The organism is Paraburkholderia bryophila, assembly GCF_003269035.1.
GTDB classification, from domain to species: domain Bacteria; phylum Pseudomonadota; class Gammaproteobacteria; order Burkholderiales; family Burkholderiaceae; genus Paraburkholderia; species Paraburkholderia bryophila.
The window spans coordinates 66,126-91,756 of record NZ_QLTK01000027.1 but is presented as its reverse complement, the minus strand read 5'-3'; the positions used below and the strand labels follow the sequence as shown (position 1 = coordinate 91,756).

General features: G+C 63.9%; 21 protein-coding genes. 20 read left to right on the top strand and 1 reads right to left on the bottom strand.

The features are described 5' to 3' along the window. Positions 1–102: 102 nt before the first annotated feature. The 18 genes from coq7 (at position 103) to lpxC (ending at position 20,579) form a co-directional block, all read left to right on the top strand. The gene (gene coq7, locus BX591_RS28525; RefSeq protein WP_111934668.1) at positions 103–741 is read left to right on the top strand and encodes a 2-polyprenyl-3-methyl-6-methoxy-1,4-benzoquinone monooxygenase; all 639 of its coding nucleotides are present in this window, start codon (positions 103–105) and stop codon (positions 739–741) included. Between the two features lie 489 nt (positions 742–1,230). Beyond that, positions 1,231–1,659 carry a division/cell wall cluster transcriptional repressor MraZ gene (gene mraZ / locus BX591_RS28520; RefSeq protein WP_035548869.1) on the top strand — a complete coding sequence of 143 codons (429 nt, stop codon included), beginning with the start codon at positions 1,231–1,233 and terminating at the stop codon, positions 1,657–1,659. A 15-nt stretch (positions 1,660–1,674) separates the two neighbouring features. Continuing rightward, positions 1,675–2,628, top strand: coding sequence for a 16S rRNA (cytosine(1402)-N(4))-methyltransferase RsmH (rsmH, locus tag BX591_RS28515; RefSeq protein WP_111934667.1), 954 nt, complete (start codon positions 1,675–1,677; stop codon positions 2,626–2,628). Next, entirely contained in the window at positions 2,625–2,975 is a 351-nt protein-coding gene (ftsL, locus tag BX591_RS28510) for a cell division protein FtsL (protein ID WP_035548864.1), read from the top strand. The genes rsmH and ftsL overlap by 4 nt, the downstream gene beginning before the upstream one ends. Then, positions 2,972–4,837, top strand: a complete 1,866-nt coding sequence (locus BX591_RS28505; RefSeq protein ID WP_111934666.1) for a peptidoglycan D,D-transpeptidase FtsI family protein — start codon at positions 2,972–2,974, stop codon at positions 4,835–4,837. Before ftsL ends, BX591_RS28505 begins: the two co-directional genes overlap by 4 nt. Further along, positions 4,834–6,381 (top strand): UDP-N-acetylmuramoyl-L-alanyl-D-glutamate--2,6-diaminopimelate ligase, encoded by a 1,548-nt coding sequence (locus tag BX591_RS28500; RefSeq protein ID WP_111934665.1) that lies wholly within the window; start codon positions 4,834–4,836, stop codon positions 6,379–6,381. Before BX591_RS28505 ends, BX591_RS28500 begins: the two co-directional genes overlap by 4 nt. Continuing rightward, the gene (locus tag BX591_RS28495) at positions 6,378–7,808 is read left to right on the top strand and encodes a UDP-N-acetylmuramoyl-tripeptide--D-alanyl-D-alanine ligase (protein ID WP_111934664.1); all 1,431 of its coding nucleotides are present in this window, start codon (positions 6,378–6,380) and stop codon (positions 7,806–7,808) included. The genes BX591_RS28500 and BX591_RS28495 overlap by 4 nt, the downstream gene beginning before the upstream one ends. A gap of 17 nt (positions 7,809–7,825) precedes the next feature. After that, positions 7,826–8,995, top strand: coding sequence for a phospho-N-acetylmuramoyl-pentapeptide-transferase (gene mraY, locus BX591_RS28490; RefSeq protein WP_111934663.1), 1,170 nt, complete (start codon positions 7,826–7,828; stop codon positions 8,993–8,995). 23 nt (positions 8,996–9,018) lie between these two features. After that, positions 9,019–10,533, top strand: coding sequence for a UDP-N-acetylmuramoyl-L-alanine--D-glutamate ligase (murD, locus tag BX591_RS28485; RefSeq protein WP_111934662.1), 1,515 nt, complete (start codon positions 9,019–9,021; stop codon positions 10,531–10,533). After that, on the top strand, positions 10,530–11,795 hold the full coding sequence (gene ftsW / locus BX591_RS28480) for a putative lipid II flippase FtsW (protein ID WP_111934661.1): 1,266 nt from the start codon (positions 10,530–10,532) through the stop codon (positions 11,793–11,795). Before murD ends, ftsW begins: the two co-directional genes overlap by 4 nt. Beyond that, positions 11,792–12,925, top strand: coding sequence for an undecaprenyldiphospho-muramoylpentapeptide beta-N-acetylglucosaminyltransferase (gene murG / locus BX591_RS28475; RefSeq protein WP_111934660.1), 1,134 nt, complete (start codon positions 11,792–11,794; stop codon positions 12,923–12,925). Before ftsW ends, murG begins: the two co-directional genes overlap by 4 nt. Beyond that, positions 12,922–14,325, top strand: a complete 1,404-nt coding sequence (murC, locus tag BX591_RS28470; RefSeq protein ID WP_111934659.1) for a UDP-N-acetylmuramate--L-alanine ligase — start codon at positions 12,922–12,924, stop codon at positions 14,323–14,325. Before murG ends, murC begins: the two co-directional genes overlap by 4 nt. Before the next feature lies 1 nt (position 14,326). Next, the gene (locus tag BX591_RS28465) at positions 14,327–15,268 is read left to right on the top strand and encodes a D-alanine--D-alanine ligase (RefSeq protein ID WP_111934658.1); all 942 of its coding nucleotides are present in this window, start codon (positions 14,327–14,329) and stop codon (positions 15,266–15,268) included. Between the two features lie 24 nt (positions 15,269–15,292). Next, positions 15,293–16,045: a cell division protein FtsQ/DivIB gene (locus BX591_RS28460; protein WP_111934657.1), complete on the top strand. Its 753-nt coding sequence runs from the start codon at positions 15,293–15,295 to the stop codon at positions 16,043–16,045. A 27-nt stretch (positions 16,046–16,072) separates the two neighbouring features. Beyond that, positions 16,073–17,305 carry a cell division protein FtsA gene (gene ftsA, locus BX591_RS28455; protein ID WP_007180311.1) on the top strand — a complete coding sequence of 411 codons (1,233 nt, stop codon included), beginning with the start codon at positions 16,073–16,075 and terminating at the stop codon, positions 17,303–17,305. Between the two features lie 119 nt (positions 17,306–17,424). Then, complete coding sequence (gene ftsZ / locus BX591_RS28450; RefSeq protein WP_035548835.1) at positions 17,425–18,627, top strand: cell division protein FtsZ; 1,203 nt, start codon at positions 17,425–17,427, stop codon at positions 18,625–18,627. A gap of 253 nt (positions 18,628–18,880) precedes the next feature. Further along, the gene (locus tag BX591_RS28440; RefSeq protein WP_035548832.1) at positions 18,881–19,384 is read left to right on the top strand and encodes a peroxiredoxin; all 504 of its coding nucleotides are present in this window, start codon (positions 18,881–18,883) and stop codon (positions 19,382–19,384) included. 277 nt (positions 19,385–19,661) lie between these two features. Further along, complete coding sequence (gene lpxC, locus BX591_RS28435) at positions 19,662–20,579, top strand: UDP-3-O-acyl-N-acetylglucosamine deacetylase (protein WP_111934655.1); 918 nt, start codon at positions 19,662–19,664, stop codon at positions 20,577–20,579. Between the two features lie 66 nt (positions 20,580–20,645). On the opposite strand, the gene BX591_RS28430 is transcribed toward lpxC, so the two are convergent. Beyond that, positions 20,646–21,131, bottom strand: coding sequence for a DciA family protein (locus BX591_RS28430; RefSeq protein ID WP_111934654.1), 486 nt, complete (start codon positions 21,129–21,131; stop codon positions 20,646–20,648). A gap of 292 nt (positions 21,132–21,423) precedes the next feature. Between BX591_RS28430 and secA the strand changes: the two genes are divergently transcribed. Both secA and argJ read left to right on the top strand, forming a co-directional pair. Continuing rightward, positions 21,424–24,234, top strand: a complete 2,811-nt coding sequence (secA, locus tag BX591_RS28425; RefSeq protein WP_111934675.1) for a preprotein translocase subunit SecA — start codon at positions 21,424–21,426, stop codon at positions 24,232–24,234. A gap of 149 nt (positions 24,235–24,383) precedes the next feature. Beyond that, entirely contained in the window at positions 24,384–25,625 is a 1,242-nt protein-coding gene (gene argJ, locus BX591_RS28420; protein ID WP_111934653.1) for a bifunctional glutamate N-acetyltransferase/amino-acid acetyltransferase ArgJ, read from the top strand. Positions 25,626–25,631 lie beyond the last annotated feature (6 nt).

Genomic DNA, 25,631 nt, shown 5'->3' with positions numbered 1-25,631 from the left:
CATGCGGATTAAAGGTTTTCGTGGCGCGTTTTTTCGCCCGCAAAGCCTTGTCGCACGGGCCTTCGGGTTCGTCGTGGCGGCTGTCGAATGAGGGAGTGCTGAATGTTTCTGGACGAGTTGATTAGCGAGTTTGATCGGGGTTTACGCTCAATGACCGGCGTGTCGCGGATGAGTCGTCCGTTACCGGTTCCGCAAGAATCATCGGTGAGTGGCGAGGTGCCCGAGCTCTCACCGGCGGAGCGCGCGCATGCCGCCGGACTGATGCGCGTGAACCATGTCGGCGAGGTGTGCGCACAGGCGCTTTATCAAGCGCAAAAACTTGCCACCAGGTCTCCTTCATTGCGAGCCGTGTTCATGCACGCGGCCATCGAGGAAGAAGATCACCTCGCATGGACCGCGAAGCGCCTCGAAGCGCTGGATTCGCGCCCGAGTCTGTTGAACCCGGTCTGGTACACCGGCGCGCTGGCGATCGGTCTCGCGGCCGGCCGTCTGGGCGACCGCGTGAGCCTCGGCTTCATGGCGGAAACCGAGCGTCAGGTGGAGCAGCATCTGGATAGCCATCTGGATCAGTTGCCGGCGGCCGACCACGAGTCGCGCGCCATCGTCGAGCAGATGCGCGTGGATGAAGCCGAGCACGGCAAAGCCGCGATGGACGCCGGCGGTATCGAGTTGCCGTTGCCCGTGCGTGCGCTGATGCGCGCGGTATCGAAAGTCATGACGCGCACTGCCTATTACATATAGAGCATATCAATGCGAAACCGGGGTTCAACGCAGAAAATGCACCCCGGCAGAACGCAAGACCGGAAGTGGGACGGCGCCTCGCGCGTCGTCCGCCAGAAGTCGCGGAAAACCCCGCCGCCATCCCCCAATCCTGCTTGACGATCTCTTACATTCCACGCTGTTCCCTCGCACTTTTCACGTATCACCTTCACAAGTTGCACTAGCTCATTCATTTATAACGGTTTTCCGTTTTATGTCTGACGTGAAGGTCTCGCGCTAAGTCCTTGTTCTAACAAACAAAATTCGTTCGAAAAGCGGTTATCTCCCTTGACCCCTCTTTAGCGTTACTCTAAAGTGGGAGACAGTGTGAGAAAGTGTATTTTTGTGTGATCTCACGGGTGGTTTGGGGTAGATTTTCACGAATCGGGTAGCCGGCGCAAAAAAGCGCCGCGACAGCAATCAGTGGCATGGGGCCGGAGTCCATCACTCGGGTCGACAGGGGAGAGCGAAGTGTTCCAAGGGGCGTCGGCGCTGACGCTCGATGCGAAAGGGCGGATGTCGATCCCCTCTCGCTATCGGGATGCGCTGCAAACACAGGCAGAGGGCCGGGTGACGATCACCAAGCACCCGGACGGCTGCCTGTTGCTCTTTCCGCGCCCGGAATGGGAGATCTTCCGCGACAAGGTCGACAAGCTGCCGATGAACGCGGCCTGGTGGAAGCGCATTTTTCTCGGCAATGCAATGGATGTGGATATGGACGGTGCCGGGCGCGTGCTCGTGTCGCCGGAATTGCGCGCGGCTGGCGCATTGGAAAAAGAAGTGAACCTGCTCGGAATGGGCCGTCACTTCGAGCTGTGGGACGCACAGATTTACGCCGCGAAGGAACAGGCGGCCATCGCCGAGGGCATGCCCGAAGCGTTAAAGAATTTCACGTTCTGATCGCGGCTTACATATATGGCACCTGCGATGGGAAACGAATTGCAGCATCGCACGGTGCTGCTGGATGAAGCGGTCGACGCGCTGGTGAATCGCGCGGACGGCGTTTATGTGGACGGCACGTTCGGGCGCGGTGGGCACAGCCGCCTGGTGTTGGAGAAGCTGGCCGAGTCGGGGCGTCTGATCGCGTTCGACAAAGACCCGCTCGCCATCGCCACGGCGCAGCAGATCGCCGATCCGCGCTTCAGCATCGTGCATGAGAGTTTTGCTTCACTGCGCGCCGCGGTTGCGGAGCGTGGCGTAGGGCGGGTGTCGGGCATCTTGCTGGATCTGGGCATATCGTCGCCGCAAATCGACGATCCGGAGCGGGGCTTCAGCTTCCGCGCCGACGGCCCGCTCGACATGCGCATGGACCCGACGCGCGGCGAATCCGCGGCTGACTGGCTGGCGCGGGCCACGGTGCAGGAACTGACGGAGGTAATACGAGATTATGGGGAAGAACGGTTTGCTTTTCAGATTGCAAAGGCGCTTGTTGCTCGCCGGGCAGAGTCCGACCGTCTTGGGCCTCTCGTCAGCACGGGCGAGCTTGCCCAAATCGTGGCTAACGTCGTCAAGACCCGTGAGAAGGGCAAGGATCCGGCAACCCGCACCTTTCAAGCTATACGGATTCACATCAATCAAGAGCTTGCGGAGCTGCAAGTCGTTTTAGAAGCAGCGTTGGCGCTGTTGGAGCAAGGGGGGCGGCTGGTGGTCATCAGCTTTCATTCGCTCGAGGACCGGATCGTCAAGCGATTCCTGCAGGCGCACGCCAGTACGCCGCAGGTGGATCGCCGCCTGCCGATTCGCGCCGTCGATCTGCCGAGCCCCCCGCTCAAAATCATCGGCCGTGTGTTCGCGAGCGACGCTGAAGTCGCCGCCAACCCGCGCGCCCGTTCTGCCGTGATGCGTGTGGCGGAGCGGATCGCGCCATGAACCGCCTCAATATCTTCCTGCTGATCATCGTGATGGGGTGCGCGTTGTCGGTTGTCAACGCGACCAATCAGCAGCGGCAGATCTTTATCCAGTTGCAGCGCGCTCAATCGCAGGAGCGTCAGCTGCAACAGGACTATTCGCAGCTTCAATATCAGCAGAGCGCGTTGTCGAAAACCTCGCGCATCGAGCAGATCGCGACCGACTCGCTGAAAATGCAATCGGTCACGACCGGCCGCACCCAGTATCTGACGCTCGACCCGGGCGCCGTCAAGGCCGAGGACGCGCCGATCCCGACTTCCGGTCCGGCGTCCGCGCCGGTGGCGACCCGTCGCGGAGGTGTGCGATGAAAAAATCGTCGACTCGCAAGAGCGTGGCCTTCTCGGCCAATCCGATCCTGTCGGTGCGCCTGCCCATGTGGCGCTCGAAACTCGTCGTGTTCATGCTGTTCATGGCGTTCGTCGCGCTGGCCGGGCGCGCGTTCTGGATTCAGGGTCCGGGCAACGCGTTCTATCAGAAGCAGGGTGAAATCCGCTATCAGCGCCGCCTCGAACTGCCGGCCACGCGCGGCAAGATTCTCGACCGCAATGGTCTGGTGCTCGCCACGAGCTTGCCGGTGCGCGCGATCTGGGCGATTCCCGAATCGGTGCCGGACGATCTCGGCGCGGACAAGCTGGCCTCGCTCGGGCAATTGCTCGGCATGACGAACAAGGAACTGCGCGCCAAGCTGTCGGAAGACAAGAACTTCGTCTACGTGAAGCGCCAGGTGCCGGTGGACGTGGCTGAGAAGGTGGCGGCGCTGGACATTCCGGGCATTTACGCGCGCGACGAATACAAGCGTTTCTATCCGGAAGGCGAGATCACGGCTCACCTGATCGGCTTCACCAATGTGGAAGACGAAGGCCAGGAAGGCGTCGAACTCGGCGACCAGAAGTCGCTCGCCGGCGTGTCGGGCAGCCGCCGCGTGATCAAGGACCGCATGGGCCACATCATTGAAGATGTGGACGAGCAGGTCGTGCCGCACAACGGCGAAGACGTGGACCTGTCGATCGACAGCAAGATCCAGTACATCGCCTATACGAACCTGAAGGCGGCCGTCGAGAAATTCAAGGCGAAGGCCGGCGCGGCGATGGTGATCGACGTGCGGACCGGCGAAGTGCTGGCGCTCGTCAATTACCCGACGTACAACCCGAACGACCGTTCGCACCTGACCGGCGATCAACTGCGCAACCGCATCCTGACCGACACGTTCGAGCCGGGCTCGATCATGAAGCCGTTCACGGTCTCGCTCGCGCTCGATCTGCACCGCGTCACGCCGACTACACTGGTAGATACCGGCGGTGGCCGCTTTGTGCTGGACGGCGCGCCGATTACCGACGACAGCGCGTTCGGCGTGCTGACCGTGGGCGGCGTGATCCAGAAGTCGAGCAACATCGGCGCGACGAAGATCGCCATGCAGCTCAAGCCCGAAGAGATGTGGAATATGTACACCAGCATCGGTCTCGGCCAGGCGCCGAAGGTCGGCTTCCCAGGCGCGGCGGCGGGCCGTCTGCGACCGTGGAAGAGCTGGCGCCGCATCGAACAGGCGACCATGTCGTACGGTTACGGTCTGTCGGTGTCGCTGTTCCAGTTGGGCCGCGCTTACACCGCGATCGCGCACGACGGGGAAATCATGCCCGTGTCGATTTTCCGCACGCCGGGCGATCAGCCGGCCACGGGCCCGCAGATCTTCGCACCGACCACCGCTCGCGAAGTGCGCGCCATGCTCGAAACCGTCACCGCGCCGGGCGGTACGTCGCCGGATGCGGCCGTGCCGGGCTATCGCGTCGGCGGCAAGAGCGGTACCGCGTATAAGCACGGTGCGCATGGTTACGACCACTCCAAATACCGCGCGTCGTTCGTCGGCATGGCGCCGATGCCGAATCCGCGCATCGTCGTCGCCGTGTCGGTCGACGAACCGACGGCGGGCAGCCACTTCGGCGGCCAGGTGTCGGGTCCGGTGTTCTCGTCGATCGTCGGCGATACGCTGCGCTCGCTGAATGTGCCGCCGGACATGCCGGTCAAGCAGATGGTGGTGTCGGACGATTCGGCGCCGCCCGCGCCCACCGCACCGGCCACGCCTGCAGCGGCCAAGAAACTTTCCACTAGCGCCGGCGCTAAAAAGATGACGATTTCCGCCTCCGCGAAAAGCCACCCGGGAGTCGTGCGATGAGCGCATTGCGCAAGCACCATCCCGCCCACCGGCAGATCGCCGACGCGCTCACCTGGCTGCACGCACGCGTGCAGCCAGACGCGCATCTGCATGCCGACACGCGCTCGCTCGCAGCGGGCGACGCATTTTTCGCCTACGCGGTAGACGGCGCGGACAACCGCCCGTTTATCGACGGGGCGCTCGAACGCGGCGCCGCCGCGGTGCTGGTGCAGCCCGAGGGCTTTGCCGCGCAGGTCGATCCGTCCACCACGCTAGCCGTGCCGGCGTTGAACGAACTGGCCGGCTCGATTGCGAGCGGCTGGTACGGCGATCCGAGCGACGCCATGCTGGCGGTCGGCATTACCGGGACCAACGGCAAGACCTCGTGCAGCCAGTGGGTGTCGGCGGCGCTGACCGCGCTCGGCACGCGCTGTGCGATCATCGGCACGCTCGGCACGGGATTGCCGGGCCAACTCGTGCACACCGGTTTCACGACCCCCGACGCGCCGCAATTGCAACGCAGCCTCGCGCAGTTGCGCGACGCCGGCGCGCAGGCGGTGGCGATGGAAGTGTCGTCGCATGCGCTGCATCAGGGGCGCGTGAACGGCACGGCGTTCGACATCGCCGTGTTCACGAACCTCACGCAAGACCATCTCGACTATCACGGCACCTTCGCGGCGTATGAAGCGGCGAAGGCGCGTCTGTTCGCCTGGCCGGCGCTGCGCGCGGCCGTGATCAATCGCGACGATGCCGCCGGCCGCCGCTTGCTGGCCAGCACGCAAGGTCACGCTCGCACGATCGCCTACGGTCTCGACGCCGCGCTGCAGGACGCGCCGCAAGCCGACGCGCTGCTGCTGGCGTCGAACGTGCGCGCCACGGCCACCGGCACCGCGTTCCATCTGACCACCTCCGACTGGGGCGATGCCGACATCGAAGTGCAAACGCTCGGCGCGTTCAACGTGAGCAATCTGCTCGGCGTGCTCGGCGCGCTGCTCGCCGCCGACGTGCCGTTCGACGCCGCACTCGCCGAACTGGCGAAGCTCGAACCGGTGAACGGCCGCATGCAGCGGCTGGGCGGCCGCTTGCAAAACGACGAGCCGCTGGTAGTGATCGATTACGCCCACACACCGGACGCCCTGGAAAAAACGCTCGGCGCGCTGCGCCCCATGGCGGCCGCGCGCGGTGGCGAATTGATCTGCATGTTCGGCTGTGGCGGCGACCGCGACGCAACCAAGCGTCCGCTAATGGGCGCGATCGCCGAACGGCTCGCCGACGGCGTGATCGTGACCAGCGACAACCCGCGCAGCGAAGATCCGCAAGCGATCCTCGAACAGATTGCAGCGGGCATGCAGGACGCGTCGAAGGCACGCCGCATCGAAGACCGCGCGAGCGCGATCCTGCAAGCGATCCGCACCGCCGCGCGCGAAGACGTCATCGTGCTGGCCGGCAAGGGGCACGAAGCAACACAGGAAATCATGGGTAAGAAACGCGCGTTCTCCGATCAGGATCACGCCCGCCTCGCGCTTGCCGCGCGCGCGACGCATGCCCGCGGAGGTGGCGAATGAGCCAGTCAGGCAATGCCATGTTCTCGCTGCGTGAAGCCGCCGCGCTGATTCCGGGCGCCACCGTGCTCGGCGACGACAGCGTGACGATCGAGCGCATTTCGACCGACAGCCGCAGCGCCGGCCCGGGCGATCTGTTCATCGCGATCAAGGGCGAGCGCTTCGACGCGCACGACTTTCTGCCGCAAGTGGCGGCGCGCAACGTGACGGCCGCGCTGCTCACGCGCACGCCGGCGAACTGGAGCGTGCCGTCGCTGCTCGTGACGACCGATACCCGCGTTGCGCTCGGCGCGCTCGCACGCGGCTGGCGTCGTCAATTCAGTATGCCGCTCGTCGCGGTGACGGGCAGCAACGGCAAGACCACGGTCAAGGAAATGATCGCGTCGATCTTCGCCGCCGCCGTGGGCGAACAAAAGCGGCTCGCCACGGCCGGCAACTTCAATAACGACATCGGCTTGCCGCTCACGTTGTTCCGTCTGCACGCCGCGCACCAGCTGGCGGTGGTCGAACTCGGCATGAATCATCCGGGCGAAACCTCGTTGCTGGCGAAGATCGCCGAGCCGACCGTCGCCGTGGTGAACAACGCGCAGCGCGAGCATCAGGAATTCATGGCGACCGTCGAAGCGGTCGCGCTCGAACATGCGAGCGTGATTCACGCGCTGTCGCCGGAAGGCGTGGCCGTGTTCCCCGCCGACGACGCCTACGCGAGCATTTGGCGCGTGGCTGCCACCGGCAGCCGCATCATGGACTTTGCGCTGAACTCGGCCGAGCGCGTGACCGAAGCCGCCGTCAAAGGCAGCTTTAACGGCAGCGTGTTGAGCATCGACACGCCGCAAGGCCACCTCGACGTCACGCTGCAGGTGCTCGGCAATCACAACGCGCACAACGCGTTGGCCGCGACATCCGCGGCGTTGGCTGCAGGCGTCCCGCTCGACGCGATCAAGCGCGGCCTCGAATCGTTCGGCGCCGTGAAGGGCCGCTTGCAGGTCAAGCACGCGGCGGTCGGCGCGCTGACCGGCGCCACCGTGATCGACGACACCTACAACGCCAACCCCGACTCGATGCGCGCCGCGATCGACGTGCTCGCGTCGTGCGCATCGCCGCGCGTGCTGGTGATGGGCGACATGGGCGAAGTCGGCGACAACGGTCCGGCGTTCCATCGCGAAATCGGTGCCTACGCGAAGGAACGCGGTATCGACGCGCTGTACGCAATGGGCGACGCCTCGCGCGACGCCTGCACCGCGTATGGCGCAGACGCGCACCACGTGGCCGACGTCGGCACGCTGGTCGCGCAATTGCAGCAGGCCGGTTTCGGTCCTGCGGCAACGCTTCTCGTGAAAGGCTCGCGCTTCATGCAAATGGAACGCGTGGTGGACGCCGTGACGAGTCCACAACCCAACGCAGCGGGCACGACGCCCGCCGCACATTGAAATAGAAGGACCGAAGCATGCTACTGGCGCTGGCGCAATGGCTGCAGAATGACGCAAGCTTCTTGCGCGTGTTCAGTTATCTGACATTCCGTGCGGTGATGGCTACCATCACCGCGCTGCTGATCGGGCTCGTCTGCGGCCCGGCGGTGATTCGCAAGCTGACCGCGATGAAGGTCGGCCAGGCCGTTCGCAAAGACGGTCCGCAATCGCACCTCGTCAAATCGGGTACGCCGACCATGGGCGGCGTGCTGATTCTGCTGGGCATCGCGGTGGCCACGCTGCTGTGGGCCGATCTGACCAACCGCTTTATCTGGATCGTGATGCTGGTTACGTTCGGCTTCGGCGTGATCGGCTGGGTCGACGATTACCGCAAGGTGGTCTACAAAGACCCGCGCGGCATGTCCTCGCGCGAAAAGTATTTCTGGCAGTCGCTGATCGGCCTGTTCGCGGCGGTCTATCTGGCGTTCAGCGTGTCCGAAGCGAACAACGTGCGGGTCTACGACCTGTTCATGGCGTGGGTGCGCAGCGGCCTGTCGATGGGCTTGCCCGCGCGTGCCGACCTGATGCTGCCGTTCGTCAAGTCGATCAGCTATCCGCTCGGCGTGTGGGGCTTCATCGTGCTGACGTATCTGGTGATCGTCGGTTCGAGCAATGCGGTCAATCTCACCGACGGCCTCGACGGCCTCGTGATCATGCCGGTCGTGCTGGTGGGCGCCTCGCTCGGCGTGTTCGCCTATGTGATGGGCAGCTCGGTCTACTCGAAGTACCTGCTGTTTCCGCATATCGCGGGCGCGGGCGAGTTGCTGATCTTCTGTTCGGCAATGGGCGGAGCCGGGCTCGCGTTCCTCTGGTTCAACACGCACCCGGCGCAGATGTTCATGGGCGACGTCGGCGCGCTCGCGCTCGGCGGCGCGCTCGGCACGGTCGCGGTGATCGTGCGTCAGGAAATCGTGCTGTTCATCATGGGCGGCATTTTCGTCGCCGAGACGCTGTCCGTGATGCTGCAGGTCACGTGGTTCAAATTCACCAAGCGCCGTTTCGGCGAAGGGCGGCGTCTCTTCAAGATGGCGCCGCTGCATCACCATTTCGAACTGTCGGGCTGGAAGGAAACGCAAGTCGTTGTGCGCTTCTGGATCATCACGCTCATGTTGTGTCTGTTCGGTTTGTCCACGCTCAAGTTGCGTTAAGCAGGTTCTAAGGGAAGCAGGCGATGTTCGGCGAGAAGTTTCGGGATCGGCAAAAGCCGATGGTGCTCGTGCTGGGACTGGGTGAATCCGGTCTCGCGATGGCGCGCTGGTGCGCGCGGCACGGCTGTCGGCTGCGCGTGGCCGATACGCGCGAGGTGCCGCCGAACCTGTCCGCGCTGGAAGCGCACCGCGTCGACGCTGAATTCGTCGGTGGCGGGTTTTCGCCGGCGTTGCTCGACGGTATCGAACTCGTGGCGATCAGCCCCGGTTTGTCGCCGCTCGCCGCCGACCTGCTGCCGCTGATTACGGCCGCGCGCGAGCAGGGCATTCCGGTTTGGGGCGAACTCGAACTGTTCTCGCTGGCGTTGCAGACGCTCGGTGAAAGCGGTTACGCGCCGAAGGTGATCGCGATCACCGGCACCAACGGCAAGACCACCACGACGAGCCTGACCGGCCTGCTGTGCGAACGCGCCGGCAAGAAGGTCGCGGTGGCGGGCAACATCAGCCCGTCGCTGCTCGACAAGCTCAGCGAAGCGATCGACAACACCGCGCTGCCCGACGTGTGGGTGCTGGAACTGTCGAGCTTCCAGCTCGAAACCGCGCACACGTTCGCACCGGACGCGGCCGCGGTGCTGAATATCACGCAAGACCACCTGGACTGGCATGGCGGGCTCGATGCGTATGCCGCCGCGAAGGGCCGCATCTTCGGACCTAAAACGGTGCGCGTGCTGAATCGCGACGACGCGCGCGTCATGTCGCTCGTGCCTTCGGCAGAAAGCGAAGCCGACGTCGTGACATTCGGCGTCACCGAGCCGAAGAACGACGGCGACTACGGTCTGCTGCGCGAGAACGGCATTGTCTGGCTGGTCACGGCGCATGACCTCGACGTGAGCGACGAGCCGGTGCCCAAGCGCCGTCGCAAGAACGAAGCCGTGGCGCTGCCGAATATCGCGCTGAAGCGCTTGATGCCGGCGGATGCTTTGCGTATTCGCGGTTTGCACAATGCCGCGAACGCGCTGGCCGCTTACGCGCTTGCACGCGCCGTCGGTTTGCCGGGCGCGCCGCTGCTGCACGGTCTGCGTGAATACCGTGGCGAGCCGCATCGGGTGGAATTGATCGCGTCGATCGAAGGTATCGATTACGTGGACGACAGCAAGGGCACCAATGTCGGCGCAACGGTCGCCGCGCTCGACGGCCTCGCGCAACGCGTGGTGCTGATCGCCGGCGGCGACGGCAAGGGTCAGGAGTTCGATCCGCTTGCCGCGCCGGTCATGCGCTGGTGCCGCGCCGTGATGCTGATCGGCCGCGACGCGCCGCAGATTCGCGCCGCGCTGGAACACACCGGCATCGCGCTGACGGATCACGCCACGCTCGAAGACGCGACGCGCGCCGCTACCGCGTTGGCGCAACCGGGCGACGCCGTGCTGCTGTCGCCGGCCTGCGCGAGCTTCGACATGTTCAGGGGTTACGCGCACCGCGCCGAAGTATTTCGCGGCACGGTGGAAGACATCGCGGCCGAACGGGGGACGATGATATGAGCTGGTCGGAACGCTTCGGTTCACGCACCGCGGGCGCGGGCGCCGGCGAAGGCACGGCGCGTGCCGGCGGCCGCACGGGCAGCGGGCTGGCGAGCGCCGTCAACGGCGTGCGTCCGCTGCGCTCGCGGATGCTCGACTACGATCACTCGCTGTTGTGGGTGGTCGTCGCGCTGCTCGGGCTCGGCGTCGTGATGGTGTATTCGGCCTCGATCGCCATGCCGGACTCGCCCAAATATTCGTCGTACCGCGACTGGGCGTTTCTCGCCCGGCAGATTCTGTTCGTGGTGCTGGGCTCGGTGATCGGCATCGCCGCGTTCCGCATTCCGATTTCGACGTGGGACAAGTACGCGCCGAAGCTTTTCCTGATCTCGCTGGCCGCGCTGGTCGTCGTGCTGATTCCGCACATCGGCAAGGGCGTGAACGGCGCGCGCCGCTGGATTCCGCTCGGCATCACGAACATGCAGCCGTCGGAAATCATGAAGCTTGCCGTGACGATCTACGCCGCGAACTACACGGTGCGCAAGCAAGAATACATGCACAGCTTCGCCAAGGGCTTTCTGCCGATGGCGGTCGCGGTTGGCCTGGTCGGCGCGTTGCTGCTGCTCGAGCCGGACATGGGCGCGTTCATGGTGATCGCGGCGATCGCGATGGGCGTGCTGTTCCTCGGCGGCGTGAACGGCAAGCTGTTCGGCGGGCTCGTGGCCACCGCGGTGGGCACCTTCAGCTTGCTGGTGTGGGCGTCGCCATGGCGTCGCGAGCGGATTTTCGCGTACCTCGATCCGTGGGACGACCGTTACGCGCAAGGCAAGGCGTATCAATTGACGCACTCGCTGATCGCCTTCGGGCGCGGCGAGTGGTTCGGCGTGGGCCTCGGCGGCAGCGTCGAAAAACTCAACTATCTGCCGGAAGCGCACACCGACTTCATCCTCGCGGTGATCGGCGAGGAACTTGGGTTTGTCGGCGTGCTGGTGGTGATCCTGATGTTCTACTGGATCGTGCGCCGTTCGTTCGAGATCGGCCGTCAGGCGCTCGCGCTCGACCGCACGTTCGCGGGCCTGGTCGCGAAGGGCATCGGCATCTGGTTCGGCGCGCAGACCTTCATCAACATGGGCGTGAACCTCGGCCTGCTGCCGACTAAAGGTCTCACGTTGCCGCTGGTGAGCTATGGCGGCTCGGGAATTTTGCTGAACTGCGTCGCGGTGGCGGTGCTGATGCGTGTGGATTACGAGAACCGGGTGTTGATGCGCGGAGGGAAGGTATGACCGCAGCAGCGCCGCAACGCACGCTGATGGTGATGGCCGGTGGCACCGGGGGACACGTGTTCCCGGGGCTCGCGGTCGCGCACCTGATGCAGGCGTGGGGCTGGAAGGTCGTCTGGCTCGGCAACCCCGCGGGTATGGAAGCGACGCTGGTGCCGAAGCACGGTATTCCGATGGAATACGTGCGCTTCGGCGGATTGCGCGGCAAAGGGTTGAAGACCAAGCTGATGCTGCCGCTGAATCTGCTGCGCGCCTGCACGCAAAGTCTTTCCGTGCTGCGTCGCGTGAAGCCGGATGTCGTGCTCGGCATGGGCGGCTACATCACGTTTCCGGCGGGTTTGATGACGGCGTTGAGTGGTCGTCCGCTGGTGCTGCATGAACAGAATTCGATCGCGGGGCTCGCCAACAAGGTGCTCGCGAAGCTCGCCAAACGCGTGCTGGTTGCGTTCCCGAACGCACTGCCGCACGGCGAATGGACAGGAAACCCGATTCGTGAGGAACTTGCGCGCGCAATTGCACCCAAAGCACGCTACGCGCAACGCAGCGGTCCGCTGAATGTGCTGGTGGTGGGCGGCAGTTTGGGCGCGGCGGCGTTGAACGAAGTGGTACCGCGCGCGGTGGCGTTGCTCGCGCCGAACGAACGGCCGCGCATCGTGCATCAGGCGGGCGCGAAGCATATCGAGGCGTTGCGCGAGAACTACGCGGCAGCCGGTTTGCAGACCGCCGGCGTTGAGCAGAACAGCGTCGAACTCGTGGCGTTCATCGACGACATGACGAGCGCCTACGCGAACGCCGATCTGGTGATCTGCCGTTCGGGCGCGATGACGGTGTCGGAGATTTCAGCGGTTGGGGTGGCGGCGTTCTTCGTGCCGTTCCCGTTTGCTGTAGACGATCATCAAACAACCAATGCAGCGTTCCTCGCCGGTAACGGCGCGGCGCTGGTCGTGCAGCAACGCGATCTGTCGGCGGAGATGCTCGCCGACTGGTTGCGCAGCCAGACGCGGGCAAGTCTCGCGGAAATGGCGGAGCGTTCGCGCTCGCTCGCGAAACCCGACGCCACGGAACAGGTCGCGCAGATTTGCGCGACCGTGGCGGGTTCGATTTCGGGCGCGAGCCCAGAAGGAAAGCAATGAAACACATCGTCAAACATATTCACTTTGTCGGCATCGGCGGTGTCGGCATGAGCGGCATCGCGGAGGTGCTGGTCAATCTCGGCTATCAGGTGAGCGGCTCGGATCTGTCGAGCAACGCGATCACCGATCGTCTCGCGAACCTCGGCGCGCGGATCGCGATCGGTCACGCGGCGGAAAACATTGAAGGCGCGAACGCGGTGGTCGTCTCGACCGCGGTGCGCAGCGACAACCCGGAAGTGCTGGCCGCGCGTCACCGCCGCATTCCGATCGTGCCGCGCGCGGTGATGCTCGCGGAACTGATGCGTCTGAAGCAGGGCATTGCGATTGCCGGTACGCACGGCAAGACCACGACCACCTCGCTGGTGGCGAGTGTGCTGGCGGCGGGCGGCCTCGATCCGACCTTCGTGATCGGCGGCCGGCTGATCAGCGCGGGTGCGAATGCGCGACTGGGTACGGGCGACTTTATCGTCGCCGAGGCGGACGAGTCCGATGCGTCGTTCCTGAATCTGTTTCCGGTGATCGAAGTCATTACGAACATCGACGCCGATCACATGGACACCTACGGCCACGATTTCGCGCGGCTCAAGCAGGCGTTCATCGAGTTCACGCATCGTCTGCCGTTTTACGGCATTGCGGTGCTGTGCGTCGACGATCCGAACGTGAAGGAAATCCTGCCGTTCGTGTCGAAGCCGATCATTCGCTACGGTCTGGCGCCCGATGCGCAGGTGCGCGCGGTCAACGTGACGGCGCACGACGGCAAGATGCATTTCACCGCCATGCGCGAAGACGCGGCGCCGCTCGACATCGTGCTGAATCTGCCGGGCGAGCACAACGTGCAGAACGCGCTGGCCGCGATTGCGATTGCGACTGAACTTGAAGTGAAAGATGCCGATATCCAGCGAGCGCTGGCGGATTTCAACGGCGTGGGCCGACGCTTCCAGCGCTACGGCGAAGTGCCGGTGCTGAACGAAGGCAAGCCGGCCGGCACCTACACGCTGGTCGACGACTACGGTCATCACCCGGTCGAAATGGCCGCGACGGTGGCGGCGGCGCGCGGCGCGTTTCCGGGCCGGCGTCTGGTGCTGGCGTTCCAGCCGCACCGCTTCACGCGTACGCGTGACTGCTTCGAAGATTTTGTGAAGGTGCTGTCGACCGTCGACGCGCTGGTGCTGACCGAAGTCTATTCGGCCGGCGAAGCGCCGATCGTCGCCGCGGATGGCCGTGCCTTGGCGCGCGCGCTGCGCGTGACCGGCAAGGTCGAACCGGTGTTTGTCGATGCGGTGGACGAAGTGCCGGACGCGCTCGCAGCAGTGGTGCGCGCCGGCGATGTGGTGATCACGATGGGCGCGGGTTCGATCGGCGGTGTGCCGGGTCGCCTCGCTCAGGAAACGAAGGTGTGAGATGAGCGGTATCGATCCGAAAAAATTCGGCAAGGTGGCAGTACTTCTCGGCGGTGAATCCGCCGAGCGCGAGGTGTCGCTCACGTCCGGCCGCCTGGTGCTGCAAGGACTGCGCGACGCGGGTATCGACGCGCATCCGTTCGACCCGTCCGAGCGTCCGCTCGGCGCGTTGAAGGCGGAAGGCTTCGACCGCGCGTTCATCGCGTTGCATGGCGGTTACGGCGAGAACGGCCAGATTCAGGGCGCGCTCGACTTCTATGGCATCAAGTACAACGGCAGCGGCGTGCTCGGCTCGGCGCTCGGTCTGGACAAGTTCCGCACCAAGCTCGTGTGGCAGCAGCTCGGCATTCCGACGCCGCCGTTCGAAACCGTGCTGCGCGGCGACGATTACGCGGCGCGCGCGCAGGACATCGTCGCGAAGCTCGGCTTGCCGCTGTTCGTGAAGCCGGCAAGCGAAGGGTCGAGTGTCGCGGTGATCAAGGTGAAGAGCGCGGACGCGTTGCCGGCCGCGCTGCTCGAAGCGATCAAGTACGACAGGATCGTCGTGGTCGAGAAAAGCATTGAAGGCGGCGGCGAGTACACCGCGTGCATTGCCGGCGATCTCGATCTGCCGCTGATCCGCATCGTGCCGGCCGGCGAGTTCTACGACTACCACGCGAAGTACATCGCGAACGACACGCAGTATCTAATTCCGTGCGGACTCGCGCCGGAAGAGGAAGCGCGCCTGAAAGCGCTGGCACGCCGTGCGTTCGACGTACTCGGCTGCACCGACTGGGGCCGCGCCGATTTCATGATGGACGCGCAGGGCAATGCGTATTTTCTGGAAGTGAACACGGCGCCTGGCATGACCGATCACTCGCTGCCGCCGAAAGCGGCGCGCGCGGTGGGCATCAGCTATCAGGATCTGGTTGTCGGCGTGTTGGCGCTGACGCTGCAGGACTAACCGGGGCGACCCGAAAGCAACACCATGTGGAACAACGTTCGCCAGCTCAATTTCGCCGCCAACGCGCTGCACGCGTTGCTGGTGCTCGTGCTGCTGGCGGCAGGCGGTTACTGGCTGATCCAGCGCCCGAATTTCGCGCTGCGCGAAATCCAGATCGACGGCGACACCGAGCACATCAATTCGCCGACGGTGCGCGCCGGGGTAGTAGGGCGGTTGAAGGGCAATTTTTTCACGGTCGATCTCGACGTCGCGCGACAGGCGTTCGAGCAGATGCCGTGGGTGCGTCACGCGAGCGTGCGGCGCGTCTGGCCGAATGCGCTGGCTGTCACGCTGGAGGAGTACAAACCGCTGGGAACGTGGGGCAGCGATCAGCTGGTGAGCGTCGACGGCGAGTTGTTCACGGCGAACCAGGGCGAGCTCGAAGAAGATTTGCCCGCGTTCGACGGTCCGGACGGCACAGCCAAGGAAGTTGTCGCGCGCTATCACGATTTTCAGAAGTGGTTTGCACCGCTGGGCGCGACGCCGGATGAAGTGACGCTGTCGCCGCGTTATGCGTGGACGGTGAAGTTGTCGAACGGAACGCAGGTGGAACTCGGGCGCGAACGCAATCAGGACACGCTGCTCGATCGCAGCAAGCGCCTGACCGCGGCGTGGAACGCGGTGACGCAACGTTGGGGAAAGGATATCGAGTATGCGGACTTGCGCTATCCGAACGGTTTCGCGATTCGTGCCGCTGGCATGCGCTTTATCAGCGAACCCGACAAGGGCAAGAAGTAAACGGACATCACACGCAATGAGCACGCTATGAGTAAAGACTATAAAGATCTGCTGGTCGCCCTCGACATTGGGACGTCGAAGGTGGTGGCCATCGTCGCCGAGTTGAAGGGCGAGGGTCACTACGAGGTGATCGGCCTCGGCCAGAGCGAATCGAAGGGGCTCAAGAAAGGCGTGGTGGTGAATATCGAGGCCACCGTGCAGTCGATTCAGCGCGCTTTGGAAGAAGCCGAGCTGATGGCCGACTGCAAGATCACCAATGTCTTCACCGGGATCGCCGGCAGCCATATCCGCAGCTTCAATTCGAGCGGCATGGTGGCGATCAAGGAAAAGGAAGTCACGCAGACCGACGTGGCGCGCGTGATCGAAACGGCCAAGGCGATCAACATTCCGACCGATCAGCAGGTGCTGCATATCCTGACCCAGGAATTCATCATCGACGGTCAGGAAGATGTGCGCGAGCCGATCGGCATGAGCGGCATTCGCCTCGAAGTGAAGGTGCATATCGTCACCGGCGCGGTCAGCGCGGCGCAGAACATCGTCAAGTGCGTGCGCCGCTGCGGCCTCGAAGTGAACGATCTGATCCTGCAGCCGCTGGCGTCGTCGCTGGCGGTGCTGACCGAAGACGAGAAGGAACTCGGCGTGGTGCTGGTCGATATCGGCGGCGGCACGACGGACATCGCGATCTTCAGCGAAGGCGCGATCCGCCACACCGCGGTGATTCCGATCGCCGGCGACCAGATCACCAGCGACATCGCCATGGCGCTGCGTACGCCGACGCCGGACGCGGAAGACATCAAGGTCGATTACGGCATCGCCAAGCAGGCTCTCGCCGATCCGGACGAAATGATCGAAGTGCCGGGTCTCGGCGAGCGCGGTCCGCGCACGCTGTCGCGCCAGGCGCTGGCGGCGGTGGTCGAGCCGCGTGTCGAAGAACTGTTTTCGCTCGTGCAGCAGGTGGTGCGCGAGTCGGGTTACGAGGAACTGCTGAGCTCCGGCGTGGTGCTGACCGGCGGCGCGTCGATGATGCTCGGCATGGTCGAACTGGGCGAGGACATTTTCCTGAAGCCGGTGCGCATCGGTGTGCCGGAGTACGCGGGCGGTCTCGCCGACGTGGTGCGCAACCCGCGCTACTCGACGGCAATGGGCCTGCTCGTCGAAGGACGCTCGCAACGCATGCGCGGCCGCAAGGTCGCCGTGCAGTCGGGGTCGATGGGTCAGGTCTTCACGCGGATGAAGGACTGGTTCCTCGGCAACTTCTAACGATTTCGCTTTAAAAAACTCGCGCTGGTGCCGGCGGCCGGCGCGCGACAGGGGGTTGCCCGATCTCCTGCCGAATAACGGCCGAGTGGCTGTAAATTTTTTATCTTGACGGAGGCAACATGGAATTCCAGATGCTGGAAACCGAAACGAACGGCACCATCATCAAGGTGGTCGGAGTAGGTGGCGCTGGCGGCAATGCCGTTCAGCACATGATCAACAAAGGCGTGCAAGGCGTCGACTTCATCGTGATGAACACGGACGCGCAGGCTCTGTCGCGTTCGCGCGCCACCGCGGTGATCCAGCTCGGCAACACGGGTCTGGGCGCCGGCGCCAAGCCGGAAATGGGTCGCGCGGCAGCGGAAGAAGCCCGTGAGCGCATCGCCGACGCACTGCGCGGCGCGCACATGGTCTTCATTACGGCCGGCATGGGCGGCGGCACGGGTACGGGTGCAGCACCGGTGGTCGCGCAGATCGCCAAGGAAATGGGTATCTTGACCGTTGGTGTGGTCAGCAAGCCGTTCGAGTTCGAAGGCGGCAAGCGCATGCGTGTGGCAGAAGCCGGTTCGCAGCAACTGGAGGATCACGTCGACTCGCTGATCGTCGTTCTGAACGACAAGCTGTTCGAGGTGATGGGCGATGACGCCGAGATGGACAAGTGCTTCCAGTGCGCAGACGACGTTCTGAACAACGCAGTTGCCGGCATCGCGGAAATCATCAACGTCGACGGTCTGGTGAACGTCGACTTCGAAGACGTGAAGACGGTGATGGGCGAGCAGGGCAAGGCGATGATGGGCACGGCGACGGTTGCCGGCGTCGATCGCGCGCGTCTGGCCGCCGAGCAGGCTGTCGCCAGCCCGCTGCTGGAAGGCGTGGATCTGTCGGGCGCGCGTGGCGTGCTGGTCAACATCACGTCGAGCCGTTCGCTGCGTCTGTCGGAAACGCGTGAAGTGATGAACACGATCAAGAGCTACGCGGCGGAAGACGCCACGGTGATCTTCGGCGCGGTGTACGACGACGCAATGGGCGACGCGCTGCGCGTGACGGTCGTGGCAACGGGTCTGGGCCGTGCGGCGAAGAAGCAGCAATCGGCACCCATGACGCTGCTGCGCACCGGCACCGACAATCAGCCGATCAGCACGATGCAACACGCTGCGTACGCACCGTCGACGTCGCACGCGAGCACCGCCGACTACGGCGCGCTGGATACGCCGGCAGTGTGGCGCACCTCGCGCGACACGGCGGCTTCGCATGTGCAGGCGCTGCAGGAAAAGGGCGTCGACACGTACGACATTCCGGCGTTCCTGCGCAAGCAGGCGGACTGAGCGCGCGAGCAGGCTTTCGTTGCCGCGCTTTTTTCGAAAAGCGCTGGCCGACGAATGCACGAGCGTGGCGGGTGAACGGCGAACAGGTCGCGTATCGTTGGATTCGCGGCAAGGACAACTGCCCTCTTCGGATTCGCGAAGCGGAGTGGGCGACTGTCGCCGGGGCGCGCAGCCGGGTTAGGGCTGGCGCGATTGACTTCACTGCGACACGACAGCGTGCGAGCGTGCTTCGCATCGATGCAAAGGACTGAGCATGATTCAGACAGGTGACAAGCTGCCCGACGCGACGCTCTTCGAGTTGATCGAAGACGAGCGGGCGGGCTGCACGATCGGGCCTAACAGCTTCGACGTGCGCGAGCAGACGGCGGGTAAGCGCGTGGTGATCTTCGGGTTGCCGGGCGCGTTCACGCCGACCTGTTCGGCCAAACACGTACCGGGCTATGTCGGGCACGCCGAGCAGTTGCGCGCGGCGGGCATCGACGAAATCTGGTGCGTGTCCGTCAACGACGCGTTCGTAATGGGCGCGTGGGGACGCGATCAGCACGCCTCGGGCAAGGTGCGCATGATGGCGGACGGCAGTGCGGCTTTCACCCGGGCGCTGGGTCTCGAGCAGGATTTGTCGGCGCGCGGCATGGGAATCCGTTCCCAGCGCTACGCGATGGTGGTCGACGACGGCGTGGTCAAGACGTTGAACGTCGAGGCTGCCGGCAAATTCGAGGTTAGCGATGCAGGGAGTATCCTCGCAACGTTGAGCTAGTCACGCGGCGTCCCGACCTTCGCCCCGCGCGCATGTTGTGGCAGGGCAACGGTCGATAAGACGCTTTTGTGACAGGCCGTTACGCGGGCCGATGACCGGAAACGCCTCCGTTCCGGATATCGGCCCGTCACGCTTTCCCTGATTGGCGCACCCGGGGTAATGCAGCGAAACAGATTGATACGTTCCGCGCAAAGACGCTCCTAAGGGTATTGGAGTATAATTCGCGCTATGGAACAAAAAGTCCCGATTGGGATTTTCAATCGAATAGAAGATCACCATGTTGAAGCAGCGCACTATTAAACAGATCGTCAAGACCGTCGGCATCGGCGTGCATTCCGGCCGTAAGGTCGAATTGACGCTTCGCCCGGCGGCGGCAGACACCGGCATTGTGTTTTCGCGCGTGGATTTGCCCACGCCGGTCGACATTCCTGCCTCGGCTCTGTCCATTGGCGATACGCGTCTGGCTTCGGTGTTGCAGAAAGACGGCGCGCGCGTCTCGACGATCGAACATTTGATGTCCGCTTGCGCCGGTCTTGGCATCGACAACCTTTACGTCGACGTCACCGCTGAAGAAATCCCGATCATGGACGGCAGCGCGGGCTCATTCGTGTTTCTGATTCAGTCGGCGGGGATCGAAGAGCAGAACGCGGCGAAGAAATTCATCAAGGTCACCAAGCCGGTCGAAATTCGTGACGGCGACAAATTCGCGCGTCTCGATCCGTACTTCGGTTTCAAGCTCAAATTCACGATCGACTTCCGTCACCCGGCGGTGGATAAAACCGGCCAGTCGCTGGAAGTGGATTTCGCCAATACGTCGTATGTGCGCGAAATCGCCCGTGCGCGTACGTTCGGCTTCGCGCATGAAGTGGAAATGATGCGCGAACTCGGTCTGGCGCGTGGCGGCAGCATGGACAACGCCATCGTGCTCGACGAATACCGCATTCTGAACAACGACGGCCTGCGTTACGACGACGAGTTCGTGAAGCACAAGATGCTCGACGCGATCGGCGATCTGTACGTGGTCGGCCATCCGTTGCTGGCTTCGTACGACGCGTACAAGTCGGGCCACGGCCTGAACAACGCGTTGCTGCGCGAGTTGCTCGCGCACGAAGACGCGTATGAAATCGTGACCTTCGACGACACGCAGAAGGCGCCGCGCGGCTTTGCGTATGAGACGCAAACGGCGTTCGCATAATGCTTGAGGGCCTTCGCGCCCGTGGTAGACACAAAAAAAGCGGCCCCGATGGGCCGCTTTTTCGTTTCAGCGATTTCTCCGATGCCGCGCCGCCATTTTCGCCAGCGCTTCCTGCAACGGCGACGGCGCGAGCGATTCGCTCAACGCGTGCAGCGCGTCCGCGCCGACCGGCGTCATGCGCGCCTGCTTGACCGGCGGCGGTTCCTTGGCCGGCTGCGGCCGCACGCGAATCCGCAACGCATTGACGTGCCAGCCGCGTTGCTGCAGATCCGACAACAGCCGCGGTTCGAGATGCCGCAACCGCGCCGCCAGCGCATTGTGCCCGGCGAACAGCGCGAGCACGCCCTCTTTGATGAAGCCCGGTTCCACGCTGGTGGCCAGATAGTCCGGCAACAAGGCGCGCAGATCCTTCTCCAGCGCCGCGATCTGCTCGACGCCCGCGCGCAGGGCCGCGAACGCATCGGTGCGATTCAGCACCTCGGCGACGGGCTGCGGACGACGCGCCTTGAACTGCTGCGGCGGCGGCCTTGAAAAGGACGGAAAGCGGCTCATGTTCGACAGTAACGGTGTGTTCGCGCCCCATGCGCGTTCACGCCGCGATTGTACCGCGCGGGATGCACGCGAGCCCGGCTCGATGCGTACGGTCGGAGGTCGGCGCGGCGGGCCCGGAATGCCATGCCGTCGTCTCACCGCTGACACAGGCGCGGCCGGGGGCGCGTGCTAAAATGCCCGATTCGAATTCACTCTTGGACTAAGCCGCCGAGGCCCCTCCGACCCCGGAGCGCACGTGCACGAATCACGCACGCCGCGAACCAGCCGAAGCCGCGACGCAGACACCGATCCGATGACCACCGGTTTTCTACAGAAGATTTTTGGCAGCCGCAACCAGCGTCTAGTCAAGCAATATCAAAAGACCGTCACGGCGATCAATGCGCTCGAACCGCAGATCGAGCAATTGACGGACGATCAACTGCGCGCCAAAACGGGTGAATTCCGCCAGCGCGTCGCTAGCGGCGAGGCGCTCGACAAGCTCCTGCCGGAGGCATTCGCGGTCTGTCGCGAGGCCAGCAAGCGGGTGCTGAAAATGCGCCACTTCGACGTGCAGCTGATCGGCGGCATGGTCCTGCACTACGGCAAGATCGGCGAAATGCGTACGGGTGAGGGCAAGACCCTCGTCGCCACGCTGCCGGTTTACCTGAACGCGTTGTCGGGCCGCGGCGTTCACGTTGTTACCGTGAACGACTACCTGGCCCAGCGCGACGCCGAATGGATGGCGCGCCTGTATAACTTCCTCGGTCTGTCGGTCGGCATCAACCTGTCGCAAATGGACCACGACGCGAAGCAGGAAGCCTACGCCGCGGACATCACGTACGGCACCAACAACGAATTCGGCTTCGACTACCTGCGCGACAACATGGTCTACGAGACCGACGCGCGCGTGCAGCGAGCCCTGAATTTCGCGGTGGTCGACGAGGTCGACTCGATCCTGATCGACGAAGCCCGCACCCCGCTGATCATCTCCGGCCAGGCCGAAGATCACACCGAACTGTACGTGCGCATGAACGCGCTGCCGCCGCTGCTCGAACGCCAGATCGGCGAAGAGAAAGCAGACGGCACCGGCGTCGAAAAGCCGGGCGACTACACGCTGGACGAAAAAGGCCGTCAGGTGTTCCTGACGGAATCGGGCCATGAAAAGGCCGAGCGTCTGCTCGCCGAGTGGGGCCTGATCGGCGAAGGCGAAAGCCTGTACGCGCCGCAAAACATCACGCTGATGCACCACGTGTACGCCGCGCTGCGCGCACACACGCTGTTCTTCAAGGATCAGCACTACGTGGTGCAGAACAACGAAGTGGTGATCGTCGACGAATTCACCGGCCGTCTGATGTCGGGCCGCCGCTGGTCCGACGGTCTGCATCAGGCTGTCGAGGCGAAGGAACACGTCAAGATCCAGAGCGAGAACCAGACGCTCGCATCGATCACGTTCCAGAACTACTTCCGTATGTACGCGAAGCTGGCCGGCATGACCGGTACGGCAGACACGGAAGCGTACGAATTCAACGAGATCTATGGTCTCGAAACGGTCGTGATCCCGACCAACCGTCCGCCCAAGCGGATCGACAAGCAGGATCAGATCTACAAGACTGCCAAGGAACGCTACGACGCGGTGATCCGCGACATTCGCGATTGCTACGAGCGCGGTCAGCCGGTGCTGGTCGGCACCACGTCGATCGAAAACTCCGAGTTGCTGTCGCATCTGCTGAAGCAGGCCGGCTTGCCGCACGAAGTGCTGAACGCCAAGCAGCACGCGCGTGAAGCCGAGATCGTCGCTGAAGCGGGCCGTCCGAAGCGCGTCACGATCGCCACCAACATGGCCGGTCGCGGGACCGACATCGTGCTCGGCGGCAATGCCGAAAAGCAGGCGTCGTTCATCGAACAGGACGAAACGCTGTCCGACGCGGACAAGCAAAGCCGCATCCAGAAGCTGCACGACGAGTGGCAAGCGCTGCACGATCAGGTGAAGGCCGCGGGCGGTCTGCACATTATCGGCACCGAGCGTCACGAATCGCGCCGGATCGACAATCAGCTGCGCGGCCGTGCCGGCCGTCAGGGCGACCCGGGTTCGTCGCGCTTCTATCTGTCGCTGGAAGATCCGCTGCTGCGCATTTTCGCCGGCGATCGCGTGCGCGCGATCATGGACCGTCTGAAAATGCCGGAAGGCGAAGCGATCGAAGCGGGTATCGTGTCGCGCTCGATCGAATCGGCGCAGCGCAAAGTGGAAGCGCGCAACTTCGACGTTCGCAAGCAATTGCTCGAATACGACGATGTGTCGAACGATCAGCGCAAGGTGATCTATCAGCAACGTAACGAATTGCTCGAAGCGAACGACATTACCGAAACCATCGGCGCGATGCGTCAGGGCGTGATCGGCGATATCGTCCATCAGTTCGTGCCGGCCGGCAGTATCGAAGAGCAGTGGGACGTGCCCGAACTGGAGGAAGTGCTGCGCAACGAATGGCAACTCGACCTCGCGATTCAGGAAATGATCAACGAGTCGAATTCGATCAGCGCCGACGAAATCCTCGAAGCGGTCGAAGCCGCTGCAGACGAAGCGTACGAAGCGAAGGTCGCACTGGTCGGGCGCGAGTCGTTCAGCGCGTTCGAGCGCTCGATCATGCTGCAAACTCTGGACCGTAGCTGGCGCGAACATCTGGCCGCGCTCGATCACCTGCGTCAGGGCATCCATCTGCGCGGCTATGCGCAGAAGAACCCGAAGCAGGAATACAAGCGCGAAGCGTTCGAACTGTTCGCCGCCATGCTCGACGCCGTGAAGCTCGAAGTCACCCGCGTGGTGATGAACGTGCAGATCCAGTCGCCGGAACAGTTGGAACAGGCTGCCGAGCAGATGGAAGAGCAGGGCGGCCATCTTGAGAATGTCGAGTTCCGCCACGCCGAATTTGCCGAAGCGGCATCGGCCGCGCCGGTTGCCGCCGAAGCCGCGACCGCCGCGATGATCGGCGACGCGATGAGCCACGGCTCGTCGTCGCCGGCAGCGCCGAACGTGAATGCGGACGAGGTGCCGAAGGTCGGCCGCAACGATCCGTGCCCGTGCGGTAGCGGCAAGAAGTACAAGCAGTGCCACGGCAAGATTGTCTGATGCCGAAAGCGGCGCGCCTTTGAGCGCGCCGCGTCGTTTCATGCAGGTGTTTTAGTCGATTTCGCGGTGGTTCGGCCCTCTTCCCGAGCCATCAGTTTGCTATCCCCGATGCCGGCGCCTGCCGGCATTTTCTTCGACAGGTCGCGACCATGGCTGTCAATTTCCCCTCGATCGATCCCGCTCAACTCCATCCTGTCGCCGGCGTCACGCTAGGCTGGGCGGAGGCGAATATCCGCAAGCCGAACCGCAAGGACGTGCTCGTCATTTCCGTCGCCGAAGGCGCCACGGTCGGCGGCGTGTTCACGCAGAACCGCTTTTGCGCGGCCCCTGTCACGGTGTGCCGCGAGAATCTGGAGCGTGTGCGCGCCGGCGGCAAGCCGATCCGCGCGCTGGTGATCAACACCGGCAACGCCAACGCGGGCACGGGCGAACCGGGCATGGTCGCGGCGCGCGAAACCTGCGCGGAACTCGCGCGTCTGGCGGACCTTTCGCCGGAGCAGGTGCTGCCGTTTTCGACGGGCGTGATTCTGGAGCCGCTGCCGGTCGATCGTCTGAAGGCAGGTTTGCCGGCGGCGCTCGCGAACCGTAAGGAAGCGCACTGGTACGACGCCGCTCAAGCGATCATGACCACGGACACGCTGCCCAAGGCGACTTCGCGTCAGGTCACGATCGACGGCCACACGGTCACGCTGACCGGCATCAGCAAGGGCGCCGGCATGATCAAGCCGAATATGGCGACCATGCTCGGCTTCCTCGCGTTCGACGCCGCCGTCGCCCAACCGGTGCTCGACGCGCTGGTCCGGCACGTGGCGGATCGCTCGTTCAACTGCATCACGATCGACGGCGATACGTCGACCAACGATTCCTTCATCCTGATCGCGTCGGGCCAATCGAGCCTGCCGGCGATCACCTCCACCGATTCGCCCGCTTATGCAGCGCTGCGCGACGCGGTGACCGAGGTCGCCCAGACCCTCGCGCAACTGATCGTGCGCGACGGCGAAGGCGCGACCAAATTCATGACCGTGCAGGTCGAAGGCGGTTCGAGCGTCGGCGAATGCCGCCAGATCGCGTACGCGATCGGCCACTCGCCGCTCGTGAAAACAGCCTTCTACGCATCGGACCCGAACCTCGGCCGCATTCTGGCGGCCATCGGTTATGCCGGCGTGGACGATCTCGACGTCGGCAAGATCGATCTGTATCTGGACGACGTGCTGGTCGCGACTGCCGGCGGCCGCAATCCGGCCTACCGTGAAGAAGACGGCCAGCGCGTCATGAAAAAGAGCGAGATCGGCATTCGTGTCGTACTCGGCCGCGGCGATGCGCAAGCCACGATCTGGACTTGCGATCTGTCGCACGACTACGTGAGCATCAACGCCGACTATCGTTCGTAACCAGGT

Bases quoted from the DNA above. Each gene is read 5' to 3' on its own strand.
- BX591_RS28465 (WP_111934658.1), top strand. From the start codon at position 14,327: ATGAGCGGTATCGATCCGAAAAAATTCGGCAAGGTGGCAGTACTTCTC.
- BX591_RS28505 (WP_111934666.1), top strand. From the start codon at position 2,972: ATGAAAAAATCGTCGACTCGCAAGAGCGTGGCCTTCTCGGCCAATCCG.
- mraY (WP_111934663.1), top strand. From the start codon at position 7,826: ATGCTACTGGCGCTGGCGCAATGGCTGCAGAATGACGCAAGCTTCTTG.
- BX591_RS28500 (WP_111934665.1), top strand. From the start codon at position 4,834: ATGAGCGCATTGCGCAAGCACCATCCCGCCCACCGGCAGATCGCCGAC.
- BX591_RS28440 (WP_035548832.1), top strand. From the start codon at position 18,881: ATGATTCAGACAGGTGACAAGCTGCCCGACGCGACGCTCTTCGAGTTG.
- coq7 (WP_111934668.1), top strand. From the start codon at position 103: ATGTTTCTGGACGAGTTGATTAGCGAGTTTGATCGGGGTTTACGCTCA.
- ftsZ (WP_035548835.1), top strand. From the start codon at position 17,425: ATGGAATTCCAGATGCTGGAAACCGAAACGAACGGCACCATCATCAAG.
- lpxC (WP_111934655.1), top strand. From the start codon at position 19,662: ATGTTGAAGCAGCGCACTATTAAACAGATCGTCAAGACCGTCGGCATC.
- BX591_RS28430 (WP_111934654.1), bottom strand. From the start codon at position 21,131: ATGAGCCGCTTTCCGTCCTTTTCAAGGCCGCCGCCGCAGCAGTTCAAG.
- rsmH (WP_111934667.1), top strand. From the start codon at position 1,675: ATGGCACCTGCGATGGGAAACGAATTGCAGCATCGCACGGTGCTGCTG.
- ftsW (WP_111934661.1), top strand. From the start codon at position 10,530: ATGAGCTGGTCGGAACGCTTCGGTTCACGCACCGCGGGCGCGGGCGCC.
- ftsL (WP_035548864.1), top strand. From the start codon at position 2,625: ATGAACCGCCTCAATATCTTCCTGCTGATCATCGTGATGGGGTGCGCG.
- BX591_RS28495 (WP_111934664.1), top strand. From the start codon at position 6,378: ATGAGCCAGTCAGGCAATGCCATGTTCTCGCTGCGTGAAGCCGCCGCG.
- secA (WP_111934675.1), top strand. From the start codon at position 21,424: ATGACCACCGGTTTTCTACAGAAGATTTTTGGCAGCCGCAACCAGCGT.
- BX591_RS28460 (WP_111934657.1), top strand. From the start codon at position 15,293: ATGTGGAACAACGTTCGCCAGCTCAATTTCGCCGCCAACGCGCTGCAC.
- ftsA (WP_007180311.1), top strand. From the start codon at position 16,073: ATGAGTAAAGACTATAAAGATCTGCTGGTCGCCCTCGACATTGGGACG.
- murG (WP_111934660.1), top strand. From the start codon at position 11,792: ATGACCGCAGCAGCGCCGCAACGCACGCTGATGGTGATGGCCGGTGGC.
- argJ (WP_111934653.1), top strand. From the start codon at position 24,384: ATGGCTGTCAATTTCCCCTCGATCGATCCCGCTCAACTCCATCCTGTC.
- murD (WP_111934662.1), top strand. From the start codon at position 9,019: ATGTTCGGCGAGAAGTTTCGGGATCGGCAAAAGCCGATGGTGCTCGTG.
- murC (WP_111934659.1), top strand. From the start codon at position 12,922: ATGAAACACATCGTCAAACATATTCACTTTGTCGGCATCGGCGGTGTC.